Annotated in this window: 14 protein-coding genes; 12 read left to right on the top strand and 2 right to left on the bottom strand. The window is 67.6% G+C overall.

The genetic code is table 11. The features are described 5' to 3' along the window. Positions 1-103 precede the first annotated feature (103 nt). From deoC to ACE3OK_RS05930, 6 genes are all read left to right on the top strand, one after another. The gene (deoC, locus tag ACE3OK_RS05955; RefSeq protein WP_374248634.1) at positions 104-838 is read left to right on the top strand and encodes a deoxyribose-phosphate aldolase; all 735 of its coding nucleotides are present in this window, start codon (positions 104-106) and stop codon (positions 836-838) included. Between the two features lie 2 nt (positions 839-840). Further along, positions 841-2,046 (top strand): phosphopentomutase, encoded by a 1,206-nt coding sequence (locus ACE3OK_RS05950; protein ID WP_374248633.1) that lies wholly within the window; start codon positions 841-843, stop codon positions 2,044-2,046. 3 nt (positions 2,047-2,049) lie between these two features. Then, positions 2,050-2,757 carry a purine-nucleoside phosphorylase gene (gene deoD, locus ACE3OK_RS05945; protein WP_374248632.1) on the top strand — a complete coding sequence of 236 codons (708 nt, stop codon included), beginning with the start codon at positions 2,050-2,052 and terminating at the stop codon, positions 2,755-2,757. Between the two features lie 67 nt (positions 2,758-2,824). Then, positions 2,825-3,052 (top strand): hexameric tyrosine-coordinated heme protein, encoded by a 228-nt coding sequence (locus ACE3OK_RS05940; RefSeq protein ID WP_374248631.1) that lies wholly within the window; start codon positions 2,825-2,827, stop codon positions 3,050-3,052. Between the two features lie 105 nt (positions 3,053-3,157). Beyond that, positions 3,158-3,424, top strand: a complete 267-nt coding sequence (locus ACE3OK_RS05935) for a DUF2249 domain-containing protein (RefSeq protein WP_374248630.1) — start codon at positions 3,158-3,160, stop codon at positions 3,422-3,424. Positions 3,425-3,427: 3 nt separating this feature from the next. Further along, a complete protein-coding gene (locus ACE3OK_RS05930; RefSeq protein WP_374248629.1) occupies positions 3,428-4,039 on the top strand; it encodes an FmdE family protein in 612 nt (203 codons plus the stop codon). A gap of 2 nt (positions 4,040-4,041) precedes the next feature. Here ACE3OK_RS05930 and ACE3OK_RS05925 read toward each other — a convergent pair whose 3' ends face one another. After that, positions 4,042-4,878, bottom strand: coding sequence for an SAM-dependent methyltransferase (locus tag ACE3OK_RS05925; RefSeq protein WP_374248628.1), 837 nt, complete (start codon positions 4,876-4,878; stop codon positions 4,042-4,044). A gap of 77 nt (positions 4,879-4,955) precedes the next feature. Here ACE3OK_RS05925 and ACE3OK_RS05920 point away from each other — a divergent pair, with 77 nt between their 5' ends. From ACE3OK_RS05920 to ACE3OK_RS05900, 5 genes are all read left to right on the top strand, one after another. Beyond that, on the top strand, positions 4,956-5,843 hold the full coding sequence (locus ACE3OK_RS05920) for an acyltransferase (protein ID WP_374248627.1): 888 nt from the start codon (positions 4,956-4,958) through the stop codon (positions 5,841-5,843). 63 nt (positions 5,844-5,906) lie between these two features. Continuing rightward, entirely contained in the window at positions 5,907-6,446 is a 540-nt protein-coding gene (locus ACE3OK_RS05915; RefSeq protein ID WP_374248626.1) for a cytochrome b, read from the top strand. 16 nt (positions 6,447-6,462) lie between these two features. After that, on the top strand, positions 6,463-6,777 hold the full coding sequence (locus ACE3OK_RS05910) for a hypothetical protein (RefSeq protein ID WP_374248625.1): 315 nt from the start codon (positions 6,463-6,465) through the stop codon (positions 6,775-6,777). Between the two features lie 81 nt (positions 6,778-6,858). After that, positions 6,859-7,785 carry a M14 family metallocarboxypeptidase gene (locus ACE3OK_RS05905; protein WP_374248624.1) on the top strand — a complete coding sequence of 309 codons (927 nt, stop codon included), beginning with the start codon at positions 6,859-6,861 and terminating at the stop codon, positions 7,783-7,785. A gap of 96 nt (positions 7,786-7,881) precedes the next feature. Beyond that, positions 7,882-8,226 carry a RidA family protein gene (locus ACE3OK_RS05900; RefSeq protein ID WP_374248623.1) on the top strand — a complete coding sequence of 115 codons (345 nt, stop codon included), beginning with the start codon at positions 7,882-7,884 and terminating at the stop codon, positions 8,224-8,226. Between the two features lie 37 nt (positions 8,227-8,263). Here ACE3OK_RS05900 and ACE3OK_RS05895 read toward each other — a convergent pair whose 3' ends face one another. Beyond that, a complete protein-coding gene (locus tag ACE3OK_RS05895; protein ID WP_374248622.1) occupies positions 8,264-10,072 on the bottom strand; it encodes a DUF885 domain-containing protein in 1,809 nt (602 codons plus the stop codon). A 145-nt stretch (positions 10,073-10,217) separates the two neighbouring features. Between ACE3OK_RS05895 and ACE3OK_RS05890 the strand changes: the two genes are divergently transcribed. Further along, a complete protein-coding gene (locus tag ACE3OK_RS05890; protein ID WP_374248621.1) occupies positions 10,218-12,278 on the top strand; it encodes a M13 family metallopeptidase in 2,061 nt (686 codons plus the stop codon). Positions 12,279-12,295: the final 17 nt, after the last annotated feature.

Here is a 12,295-nt window from a genome sequence, read left to right as displayed (position 1 = left end):
GCGCGGCGATGCGGTTGCCGGCGGGAATTGCGACTTGCCTCAAATCAAGGCGTGCCCGGTGCGGGCATCCTAGACTGCGCGCATCCAACCATCGCCCGCTGCCATGACCGTCGATCATTCCGCCGCCCGCCGCGTGCTGGGCCTGCTTGACCTCACCAGCCTGGGAGAAGCGGACACGCCCGCGCGCATCCATGCCCTGTGCGTTGCCGCATTGGGCCCGTACGGCCATCCGGCGGCGGTGTGCGTGTATCCCGAGCATGTCGTCACGGCGCGGCAGGCATTGGCCGGCAGCGGGGTGAAGGTGGCCACGGTGGTCAATTTCCCCGACGGCGGCGGCGACCCGGCGCGGGTGGAGCGTGAAACCCGCCGCGCGATCGCGGCCGGTGCCGACGAGATCGACATGGTGCTGGCATGGCGCGCCCTGCAGGCCGGCAACGCCGCCGGCGCGCGGGCGGGCGTGGAGGCGTGTCGCGCCGCCTGCGGCCCGGGCATCGCGTTGAAGCTGATCCTGGAAACCGGTGAACTGGCGACGCCGGCACTGATTCGCGCGGCCAGCGACATCGGCCTGGATGCCGGGGTGGATTTCCTCAAGACCTCCACCGGCAAGGTGCCGGTGAACGCCACCCTGGAAGCGGCCGAAATCATGCTGACGGCGATCGCCGAGCGCGGCGGGCGCTGCGGCTTCAAGGCGGCGGGCGGCATCCGCACGCCGGACGAAGCGCAAACCTACATCGCATTGGCCGAAGACATCCTGGGCAAGGGGTGGGTGACGCCGGGGCATTTCCGCATCGGTGCCAGCAGCTTGTTCGACGCCATCCTGGCGGACCTGGGCGGCTGACCGTGGCGCGTGCCCTGTGGCTGGTGCTGGATTCGCTGGGCGTGGGCGGCGCGCCGGATGCGGCGGCCTATGGCGATGTGGGTGCGGACACCTTCGGCCATGTCGCGCAGGCCTGCGCGGAAGCTGCGCGCGGCCCGTTGCGGCTCCCCAACCTTGCCGCGCTGGGCCTGGCACATGCCCATGCGCTGGCAACCGGCGGATGGGCGCGCGGGTTCGAACACCTGCCCGACCCCGACGGCCTGTGGGGTTGCATGGTCGAGCGCGCCAGCGGCAAGGACACGCCTTCCGGGCATTGGGAAAGCGCGGGGGTGACGCTGCACGAACCGTTCGGGCTGTTCGAGGCGGCGGAGAACAGTTTTCCGGATGCGCTGCTGGCGGTCTTGATCGAACAGGCCGGATTGCCCGGCGTGCTGGGCAATTGCCACGCCTCCGGCACCGAGATCATCGCGAAGCTGGGGCAGGAACACATCGCCAGCGGCAAGCCGATCGTCTACACCTCGGCCGATTCGGTCTTCCAGATCGCCGCGCACGAGACGCACTTCGGCCTGGAGCGGCTGTATGCACTGTGCAAGTTGGCGCGCACGCTGCTGGCGCCGTACAACATCGGGCGGGTGATCGCGCGGCCCTTCACGGGCACCTCGCCGGCCGACTTCCGCCGCACCGGCAACCGCCACGACTACGCGTTGCCACCGCCGCGCCCGACCTTGCTGGAGGCCGTGTGCCAGGCTGGCGGGGCGGTGCATGCAGTTGGCAAGATCAGTGACATCTTCGCCGCACGCGGCGTGACCCATGTGCGGTTGGCCAGCGGCCACGATGCACTGTTCGATGCCACCTTCGAGGCACTGGCGGCGGCTGGCGACGGCGATTTGATCGCCACCAATTTCGTCGATTTCGACAGCGTGTACGGCCACCGCCGCGATGCGCTGGGCTACGGCGCGGCACTGGAGCATTTCGATGCGCGGCTGGCGCAGTTGCGGGCGGCGCTGCGTCCCGGCGACCTGCTGGTGCTCAGCGCCGACCACGGCTGCGACCCCAGTTGGCCCGGCAGCGACCACACCCGCGAATGCGTGCCGCTGCTGGCTTGCGGCCCCGGTCTTGCGCCGCGTGCACTGGGCCGGCGCGCAAGCTTCGCCGATCTCGGGCAGGGCATCGCCACCCATCTGGGCCTGCCGCCGCTGGCGGAAGGCCGCTGCTTCCTGACGGACTGACCCATGAGCACGCCGCATATCGAAGCTGACGTCGGCGCGATCGCCGACACCGTGCTGTTGCCCGGCGACCCGCTGCGGGCGCGCTTCCTCGCGCACGCACTGCTCGACGCGCCGGTGCAGGTCACCGCCCGCCGCAACATGCTGGGGTTTACCGGCCACTATCAAGGGCAGGCCGTCACCGTGATGGGGGGCGGCATGGGGATTCCGTCCACCGCCATCTACGTCACCGAGTTGGCGCGCACCTACGGCGTGCGCCGCATCATCCGCGTCGGCACCTGCGGCGGGGTGGGCGAGGTGGCCATCGGCGACGTGTTGCTGGCGCAGTCCGGCAGCACCGATTCGCGCTTCAACCGCATGCAGTTCGGCGGCCATGACCTGTCCACCTGCGCGGATTTCCCGCTGCTGCGCGCTGCGGTGGACGCCGCCGCCACGCAGGGCCTGCCGGCGCGGGTGGCATCGGTATTCAGCACCGATTGCTTCTACGACGGCGACCCGCAATTGCTGGGCCACCTGCGTCGCCACCGCATCCACGGCATCGAAATGGAAACCGCCGGGTTGTATGGCCTGGCGATGCGCGAAGGGTTCGCGGCGCTGGCCATCCTGGCTGTCAGCGACCATCTGGAACACGACACCCACATGCCCGCCGAGCAGCGCGAGCAGGGTCTGCTGGCGATGGGGCGGCTGGCGCTGGCTGCGGCGCTGCTGGCCTGAAGCTGATTTGCCGGTGCACGGGAGTTGCGCGACCATCGAGGCTCCCGCAAGCAATGGAGTATTCGACATGGAGCCTTGGTTGAGCAGCCTGCAGACCGCCACCGCGCAGGAAGGATTCGAGCTCGCGTTGAAGCTGTCGCGGATGGGCGTGAAGTACACCCAGCCATCCGCCGAAGCACGCGACCGCCTGCGTCCGCAGTACGCCGAAGATGCCGGCGCGCTGATCGCTTCCTCGCAGGTGGTGGCCATCAATTTCCAGACCGTGGCTGCCGCCAACAACTACTGGCGCGGCTGATTGGCAACCCGGCTGCGGCACCTGCCATCGCCATGACCCATGTCAAGGCGACGTGCGGGGTGCGGCGTAGCATGACTCCACTTGTCGCAAACAGGAGTCATTTCGATGTCGTTGCAACTCGATCCAGAACCCAACGTCCACGTCTTCGATGCCCGTGGCATCGCCCGGCGCTTCCGCCATTCCGCGATCTTCGGTGCGCTGGGCGCGCTGCGCAATGGCGAAACCATGCGCTTCATCAACGACCACGACCCGATCCCGCTGCTGGGCCAGATCCAGCAGCGATATGGGCAGCACGTCACGGTGGACTATCGCCAACGCGATCAAGCTGGCGTGGTGATCGATTTCGGCATCACCGGCCTCCCGGAGGAATGAGCCATGTCGTTGCCCGCCTTCTTCGCCCAAGCCCCCCGCATCCTGCTGCGTGACCCGCTGGCCGAATTGCTGGGGGCGGCGGAAGGCGGGCTGCTGGAATACGGTTATGCCGACGCGGTGCGGCTGGCCGGGCATTCCTGCCCCACCGTGGCCGGTGCCTACCTGATGGCGCGTGCGGCGTTGCGCGCGTTGTTTCCGGGCGCGGTGCCGGTGCGCGGCGGCGTGGTGGTGACGATGAGTGCGGCGGAAGTGGAGGGCACCACCGGCGTGGTCGCCCAGGTATTCACCCTGCTTACCGGTGCGGCAGGCAACAACGGCTTCCACGGCATCGGCGGCCATTTCGTCCGCCACGGACTGCTGCGCTACGGCGGCGGCGACCTGCAATGCATCGCCGATGTCCGCCGCACCGACAATGGCGATGCGGTGCAGGTCTCGATGGATCTGTCCAGCGTGCCGCCGGCACCGCAGATGCGGCAGTTGATGGGCCGTGCGTTGGCCGACGACGCCAGTGCCGAGGAACGCGCCGCGTTCGCCTCGGTCTGGCAGGACCGCGTGCGCCGGTTGCTGCTGGAACACGCCGACGATGCACGGGTGATCCGGGTGGCGCGCCACTGAGTTCAGCGGCGGCTGGCCAGCACCCCGTCCAGCGCGGGTTCGGCCTTGAAACCGGCGGTTTCCAGCCGTTTCGCCACTTCGCGCGGCACGTCGCGGCCGGAGGTCAGCTTGTTCGGGCTGCCGGTGTAGTGGAACAGGCGGCCGCCCTTGCGCAGCACCCGTGCCAGCTGCTGGTAGAACGCCAGCGAGTAGAGTTCGCCGGCGATGCCGAAGCGCGGCGGGTCGTGCAGGATGGCGTCGAACGCCGCATCGGGCAGCGTGGTGATGGCCTGCGAGACATCCGCATGCGCCAGCTGCAGGCGTCCGCCGCTTGCATCGGGATCGGGCGACCACGGGTTGATGGCGCGCAGCCACAGCACGTCTTCGTTCTTCTCGAACGACTGCACGCGCGCCACCCCGGCATCGAGGCAGCAGGCAGCGAAATAGCCCAGCCCGCCGCAGGTATCCAGCACGGTCTTGCCGGCCGGCTGCACCAGCGCCACCTTGCGGCGCGCATCGTCCAGCGGCGATTCCTTCGAAGTGGGCAGCATCTTGATGCCGTCGATTTCGAAGGTGGGCACGTTCCATTCCGTCGGCACCAGCTTGATCAGCGTGCCGGCATAGCGCGACACCGGTGCGAACGCATCAAGGTCCCACCAGTACAGGGTGCGGTCCTTGAGCTTGCCGGGGTAGGGGTAGCCCGCGCCGCGCCAGGTCCAGTGGTCGGTCGACAGCGCCACGGTGTCCTGCTGGCGGCCCAGGTCCAACGAGCCTTGCCACGTGGCGTGCCCGCCGGCGCGGGCCGCGTGCAGGGCGTCGCCCAATGGGCGGGTGAGCAGGGGGCCGTGGTATCGGGGCATCCGCGCATGATAGCGGTGCCCGGATTCATGCCGGGTTTTCCGCGACAATGACGCGTGTTCCGCAACGTTCCGGCCCCATGCTCGCCTTGCGCCTTGCCCTGTTGTTCCCGCTGATCGCCCTGAGCACCTGCGTGCACGTGGTGCCCTTGCTGGTGCTGGCCCTGTTGAAGGTGCTGTTGCCGCTGCCACGCCTGCGTGCCGCCTGCAATCCGTTGCTGACCGGCATTGCGGCAAGCTGGATCGGTTTCAACAACGGGCTGTGGAATGCGTTCACGCGCACCCGGCTGACCCTGCTGGGCGATACCGACCTGCAGATGGATGGCCATTACCTGGTGCTGGCCAACCACCAGAGCTGGGTGGATATCCTGGTGTTGCAGAAGGTGTTCAACCGGCGCATCCCGCTGCTGCGTTTCTTCCTCAAGCGCCAGCTGTTCTGGGTGCCGCTGCTGGGCATGGCGTGGTGGGCGCTGGATTTCCCGTTCATGGGCCGCTACACGCCCAAACAGATCGCCCGCAATCCGGCGCTGGCCGGGCGCGACATCGCGGCCACCCGCCGCGCCTGCGCCAAGTTCCGCGACATCCCGGTGGCGGTGATGAATTTCGTCGAGGGCACGCGCTACTCCGCGTCCAAGCACGCCAAGCAGGGCTCGCCGTACCGGCACCTGCTCAAGCCGAAATCCGGCGGTGTGGCGTTCGTGCTGGACGCGATGGGGGAGGGCCTGCACGGCATCCTCGACGTGACCATCGCCTATCCCGGCGGCCAGCCCACGCTGGTGGACCTGTTGGGCAACCGCATCCCGGAAGTGCGGGTGCGCATCCGCCAGCGACCGATCCCGGCCGAACTGGCCGGCGGCGACTACCAGAACGACCGCGCGTTCCGGGTGCGTTTCCAGCAGTGGATGAACGGCCTGTGGCGCGAGAAGGACGACGACCTGGCCGCGCTGCTCGCGCCCGGCGAGGTTTGATTCCGGTCAACCCAGGGGGCCGTCGCCGCGTTAAGGTGGGATGACCTTCACCGGAGCCCTGCCATGAGCGCCACCGCCTCGCCGCGTTACGCCCCCGTCCTGCGTCGCCTGCACTGGCTGATGGCGCTGCTGATCCTCGCGGCCTACCTGCTGATCGAGCAGCGCGGCATCTTTCCGCGCGGCAGTGGTGGCCGGCTGGCGATGATGCAGGGCCACTTCTGGGTCGGCATCGCCGTGTTCGTGCTGGTCTGGTGGCGCGTGCTGGCGCGGCGCAAGCACGGGGCACCTTTGATCACCCCGCCGCTGGACCGCTACAGCGCGCTGGCTGCCAAGGCCCTCCACCTGGCCCTGTATGCCTTCTTCATCGTGATGCCGTTGCTGGGCATGGCCACCGCCTGGTGTGATGGCAAGGCCATCATGATCCCGTTCACCGGGATGGCCTTGCCGGCATTGCTGCCGGAAAACGAGGCGCTGGCGCACCAGCTGGAAGACCTGCACGGCACCATCGGCGAGGCGTTCTACTGGGTGATTGGCCTGCACGTGGTGGCGGCGATCTGGCACCACCTGTTCCGCCGCGACGACACCCTGCGGCGGATGCTCTGAGCCACCCGATGCCCGCTTGACCCCGGTCAGGGCCGGATGCACGCGACCGGCGCAGGATGATCCCGCGCCGGTTTCGGCGCGCGACGACGGGGGCACCATGGAGTTCCGGATTCGACTGGCGACGGCTGCGCCGGACATGGCCGTGATCGACGATGCGCTGCGCGCGGTGGATCCGGCGGCCATCGTCGATCGCGATCCCGCCGATGGCGCGTTGCGTGCCACGGTGTGGGTGGGTGTCGAGGAGTTGGTCGCGGTGTTGACGCAGGCCGGCTACCCGCCCGGCGAGGTGCAACAACTGGCGTCGGTGTGCTGCGGCGATTGCAGCGGTTGACGGCCGCTGGTGCTGTCGCAAGGCCACGCTGCCCGGTCGCTGCCGCCCTACAATCGTGCCCCCCCCATCAGGACTTCCCGCATGCCCGCCCAGACCTTCCAGCCCCTTGGAACCCCCGGCCAGCCGTGGGGCGCTGCCGAGAAAGCGCAGTGGCGCGCGCGTCAGCGCAAGCAGCGCAGCCACGCCGATGAGGTGGTGGCGAAGATCCACGCGCTGCTGGAGGCCTTCCGGGTGCTGCAATACGGCGAATTGGACTGCGGCGAGGATGGCCGTTACCCGCTGCTTGCGTTGCGCGGCAAATACTGGGACGACGGCTTGCCGACGGCGCTGGTCACCGGTGGCGTGCACGGCTACGAGACCAGCGGCGTGCACGGTGCACTGCTGTTCGCGCAGCAGTACGCAGCGGCGTTTGAAGGCAAGTTGAATCTGCTGATCGTCCCGTGTGTTTCGCCGTGGGCCTACGAGCACATCCAGCGCTGGAACCCGCAAGCGCTGGATCCCAATCGCAACTTCGTGGCCGGCAGCCCTTGCGCGGAATCCCGCGCCTTGTGGGATTTCCTGCAACCGTTGCGCGGCAAGGTGGCGGTGCATATTGACCTGCACGAAACCACCGATTCGGATGAAGCCGAATTCCGCCCCGCGCTGGCCGCGCGCGATGGCCAACCATTCGAGCCGGACACCATTCCCGACGGGTTCTACCTGGTGGACGACAGCGCAAACCCGCAACCGGCGTTCCAGGATGCGATCAACCTGGCGGTAGCCAAGGTCACCCACATCGCGATGTCGGACATGGACGGCACCATCATCGGCTCGCCGGTGGTGGCCGAAGGGGTGATCCGCTACCCGCTGGTGGCACTGGGCCTGTGCGCGGGCATCACCGGTGCCCGCTACACCACCACCACCGAGGTCTATCCCGACAGCCCGCGCGCCTCCCCCGCGCAATGCAACCTGGCGCAGGCCACCGCGGCGCGTGCGGCACTGGAGTTCGCGCTGGCGCACGCCGGCTGAGCGCAAACGTGTGCGGCATCACGGCATGCCGTCGGGTGTCTGGCCTGCGGCTGCGTTTGCCGTAACGTGGGCGCTCCCCACATCGGAAGCACCTCCATGATCCAACGCATCGACGCCGGCCCGCGCATGTCCGAGGCCTGCATCCACGGCGGTCTTGTTCATCTGGCCGGGCAGGTTCCGGAAACGCTGGATGCCGACATCCAGACCCAGACCGAGGAGGTGCTGGCCGCCATCGACACGCTGTTGGCGCAGGCCGGCAGCGACAAGACCCGGATCCTGCGCGCGCAGATTTTCCTCGCCGACATCGCCGATTTTTCCGGCATGAACCGGGCGTGGGACGCGTGGGTGGTGCCCGGCCAGGCACCGGCCCGCGCCACCGTGGAAGCCCGGTTGGCGAACCCGGGCTGGAAGGTGGAGATCGTGGTGACCGCGGCGGCCTGATGCCGGCCGCGGTTCCAGCGCCCGTTGCCGGTGTGCCTCAGCGGATCGGCTCGTCCAGCATCAGTTCGCGCACGTAGCGCACCGGCGGGGCACCGTAGGACAGCACCTGGTCGTGGTAGGCCTTGAGGTTGAACTTCGCACCTTGCCGCTGCTTCACCGCGTCGCGCAGGTCGAACTGTTCCTGCGCGCCGACGAAGTAGGTGGGCAGTTGCGCGGACGTGAGCTGGGCGCGCACCCACTTGCCGGCGGCCTCGCTCTCCTGCTGGAAGGCGTCGTGGGTCATCAGGCGCATGGCCTGCTCGCGGCTCCAGCCGTCGACGTGCACGCCTTGGTCCAGCAGCGCGTTGGCAATCGTGCGCAGGTAGAACTTGAGCTGCACCAGATGGAACAGCGGGTCGCCATTCAAATAACCCTGCTCCTGCATCATCCGCTCGGTGTACACCGCCCAGCCTTCGGCGAACAGGCCGGAGCGCAGCACGCCGCGCAGCACCGACGGGTACGTCGCCGAGTGGCCGCCTTCCAGGTAGTGGCCGGGGATGCCTTCGTGGATCGACAGCAGGTGGATCATGCGGCCGTTGTATTCACGCAGGAACGAGTCGCTTTGCGCCTGCGTCCAGTCGTCGGGAATGGGCGAGATGGCGTAGAACGTCTTCAGGCCCTTGTCGAGCGGGCCCGGCGAGTCGCAGTAGGCCACCGCCACGCCGCGCTGGAACTCCGGCATCAGGATCACGTCCACCGGCGCATCCGGCAGGGTGACCAGGTCTTTTTCACGCACGAAATCGGTGGCGGATTTCAGCGAGGCCTTGGCATCGTCCACCACCTTGTCGCGTGCCGGGTGGTCGGCGTAGGCCAGTGCCAGTGCGGCTTCGATGGCGGCTTGCTGTTGCGCGTCGCTGGGTTTGTCGGGCATGTCCGGCGCATTCGGCTTGCCTTTCAGTACCTGCTGCGCGATGCCGTACATCACCCCGCGCACGCGCTGCATTTCACTTTCCGCACGCTGCTTGATGTCGGCGCGCGACAGCGATGAAGACAGTGCGAACTTCAATTTGGCGTCGTATTTTTCCGCACCGATGCGGAAGTCGCCCTTGGCGTTCGGCACCAGCGCGGTATCCAGCCAGGCCTGTTGTTCGGCCACCGCTTTCTTCAGGCCGTCGATGGCGGCGCGGGTGCGCTCGGCCTGGGCCTGCGGCAATTCGCCCAGGTGCGGGGTGATGAAGGTATCGACGATGGAAAGAATGCCGGCGTTCTGCTTGGCAACAGTCTGGGCGTGGATCTTCGGCACCCGCGCCGGGTCGAGGTTGGCGCGTGCCTGTGCGAACAGCGCCGGCAGTTTTTCCATGCGTTCGGTGGCGGCGGCAATCCGCTGCGGCAGCGGGGCGAATTCGCGCGCCATCAAGCCGTAGATGGCGCTGCCGGCCAGTCCGCCATAGATCTGCGGGTCCCAGGCCCAGCTTTGCATCACCTCGATGTCCCAGATGTCCGCTTGCAACTGGTTGCGCAGGATTGCCGCGTCCACCTGGTTCTCGCGCGCAAGTTTGGCGGTATCGATGGCGTCGAGTTCGGCCAGCAGCCGCTTGCTGGTGTCCAGGCGCTTTTGCCGCCCGGCGGCGCTGAGATCGTCGAGCTGGTTGTCGAAGCGGTGATCGCCGGTCTGGGTGGCGCTGACCGGCGACAACGCCATCCACGCATCGACGGCTTGCTTGGAAAGCGCCGCGAATTTCGCGTCCATCGCCGCGTCCGATGCGGCCGGCTTGGCCGGCGTCGTCGTGCCGGCCGGCGTGGATTGCTGGCCGCTGCATGCTGCCAGCAGGGCGGTGATGGTGAGGACAAGCAGGGACTGGCGCATGCGGGTATCCGGCGTGGAAACCCCCAAGATACGTGCGCGCGGCGGCAGGCAACAGTGCCGGAAGACGGGCGGGGCAACCAACGGCACAGGCGCGCGCCATTCCGGGTGGCTAGGCTCGCGCTTTCCTCTGCTGCGGGCGCTTGCAATGAACGTATCCGGATTGAGTCTCGGCATCACGGCCGTGTTGACCCTCGCCACGGCAATGGCGCAAGCCGCCGGGCCGGCCGGCAAGCCGCAGCTTGGCAGCTTCGGCGTGGACCTGGGTGCGCGCGACACCTCGGTGAAACCGGGCGACGACTTCAATCGCTACGCCAGCGGGCATTGGATCGATACCTATCAGCTGAAGGATTACGAAACCAATTACGGTTCGTTCAACGCCCTGCGCGACCGCGCCGAGGAGCAAACCCGTGCATTGATGGAGGGCTTGCTGGCACGCCAGGACCTTGCCGCCGGCAGCAATGGCCGCAAGCTGCGCGATTTTTATGCCAGCTACATGGATCGTGCCACCCGTGATGCCGCCGGCATCAAGCCGCTGCAGCCGGTGCTGGCGCGGATTGCCGGCATCGACAGCAAGGACAAGCTGACCGCCGCGTTCGGCAATGCCGGCATCGATGGCAGTAGCGCGCCGTTCGGCCTGTTCCTGGGCATCGATCGCAAAGACCCCAACCAGTACCAGGTGGGGCTGGGTGTGGGCGGGCTGGGTTTGCCGGATCGCGATTACTACCTCAATCCGGACCCGCGTTTCGTCAAGATCCGCGAGGCCTACGTGGCGCACATCCAGCGCATGCTGGGCTTCGCCGGGGTGACGGGTACTGATGCCGCCCTGCGTGCACAGGACATCCTCTTGCTTGAAACCCGGCTGGCCAAGCCGCAATGGGATCGCGCCAGATTGCGCGACCGCGACAAGACCCTGAACGTCACGCAATTCACCGACCTGCAGAAGCAGTGGCCGGGGTATGACTGGGCCGGCCAGTTGCGTGCGCAAGGCTTGGCGCAGCCCGCGCAGCTCAACATTGCCACGCCGGACGTGCTGCAGCCGGTGATCGACGTCATCAATGCCACGCCGCTGTCGGTGTGGCGCGATTACCTCAGCTTCCACGCCATCGACGGCAATGCCGATCTGCTGAGCAGCGAGATCGACCAGGCGGCATTCGAGTTCAACGGCAAGGTGCTGGCCGGGCAGAAGGCGCAACGGGAGGACTGGAAGCGTGCGCTGGCGCTCGTCGGCGGGCGTGCGGGGCTGGGCGAAGCCTTGGGCGAGCTGTACGTGGCGCGCTATTTCAAGCCCGAAGCCAAGGCCGCGATGGACCGGCTGGTGGAGAACCTGCGCGCCGCCTTGCGGCAGAACATCGCGCAGCTGGACTGGATGGGCGAGGCCACCAAGGCCGAGGCCTATCGCAAGCTGTCCACCTTCCGCCCGAAGATCGGCTATCCCGCGAAGTGGAAGGACTACTCCAGCGTGGCGATATCACCCACGGACCTGCTGGGCAACGTGATGGCGATGCGCCTGTTCAATCGTGCCGACCAGAACCGCCGCGTCGGCCAGAAAACCGACCGCGAAGAATGGGGCATGACCCCGCAGACCGTGAATGCGTACTACAACTCCGCCTTCAATGAAATCGTGTTTCCCGCCGCCATCCTGCAACCGCCGTTCTTCGACGTGCATGCCGATGCGGCGGTGAATTACGGCGGCATCGGGGCGGTGATCGGCCATGAAATGGGCCATGGTTTCGACGACCAGGGCAGCAAGTCCGACGCCGATGGCATCCAGCGCAACTGGTGGACGGGCGAGGATCGCGCCCGCTTCGAGGCCCGCACCAAGGCGCTGGGCGCACAGTACGACGCCTATTGCCCGCTGGACGGGCAGTGCGTGAACGGCAACCTGACGATGGGCGAAAACCTGGGCGACCTGGGCGGTCTGTCGATGGCCTACACCGCTTACCAGCTCAGCCTGAAAGGCACGCCGGCCCCGGTGATCGACGGCTACAGCGGCGACCAGCGTTTTTATTTGTCGTGGGCGCAGGTATGGAAGGGCAAGTACCGTGATGAGTCGCTGTTGCGGTTGATGAAGACCGACCCGCACTCGCCGGCGATGTATCGCGCCAATGGCCCGCTGCGCAATATCGATGCGTGGTACAGGGCCTTCGACGTGAAGCCGGGCGATGCCATGTATCTGCCGCCGGCGCAGCGCGTCCACATCTGGTGACGCGGCACCGTCCGGCG

It is taken from the genome of Thermomonas sp. (genome assembly GCF_041905325.1).
Taxonomy (GTDB): Bacteria; Pseudomonadota; Gammaproteobacteria; order Xanthomonadales; family Xanthomonadaceae; genus Thermomonas.
This window is presented reverse-complemented; position numbering and strand designations above follow the sequence as displayed.

Bases quoted from the DNA above. Each gene is read 5' to 3' on its own strand.
- ACE3OK_RS05940 (WP_374248631.1), top strand. From the start codon at position 2,825: ATGGAGCCTTGGTTGAGCAGCCTGCAGACCGCCACCGCGCAGGAAGGA.
- deoD (WP_374248632.1), top strand. From the start codon at position 2,050: ATGAGCACGCCGCATATCGAAGCTGACGTCGGCGCGATCGCCGACACC.
- ACE3OK_RS05890 (WP_374248621.1), top strand. From the start codon at position 10,218: ATGAACGTATCCGGATTGAGTCTCGGCATCACGGCCGTGTTGACCCTC.
- ACE3OK_RS05895 (WP_374248622.1), bottom strand. From the start codon at position 10,072: ATGCGCCAGTCCCTGCTTGTCCTCACCATCACCGCCCTGCTGGCAGCA.
- ACE3OK_RS05920 (WP_374248627.1), top strand. From the start codon at position 4,956: ATGCTCGCCTTGCGCCTTGCCCTGTTGTTCCCGCTGATCGCCCTGAGC.
- ACE3OK_RS05900 (WP_374248623.1), top strand. From the start codon at position 7,882: ATGATCCAACGCATCGACGCCGGCCCGCGCATGTCCGAGGCCTGCATC.
- ACE3OK_RS05905 (WP_374248624.1), top strand. From the start codon at position 6,859: ATGCCCGCCCAGACCTTCCAGCCCCTTGGAACCCCCGGCCAGCCGTGG.
- ACE3OK_RS05935 (WP_374248630.1), top strand. From the start codon at position 3,158: ATGTCGTTGCAACTCGATCCAGAACCCAACGTCCACGTCTTCGATGCC.
- ACE3OK_RS05930 (WP_374248629.1), top strand. From the start codon at position 3,428: ATGTCGTTGCCCGCCTTCTTCGCCCAAGCCCCCCGCATCCTGCTGCGT.
- ACE3OK_RS05925 (WP_374248628.1), bottom strand. From the start codon at position 4,878: ATGCCCCGATACCACGGCCCCCTGCTCACCCGCCCATTGGGCGACGCC.
- ACE3OK_RS05915 (WP_374248626.1), top strand. From the start codon at position 5,907: ATGAGCGCCACCGCCTCGCCGCGTTACGCCCCCGTCCTGCGTCGCCTG.
- deoC (WP_374248634.1), top strand. From the start codon at position 104: ATGACCGTCGATCATTCCGCCGCCCGCCGCGTGCTGGGCCTGCTTGAC.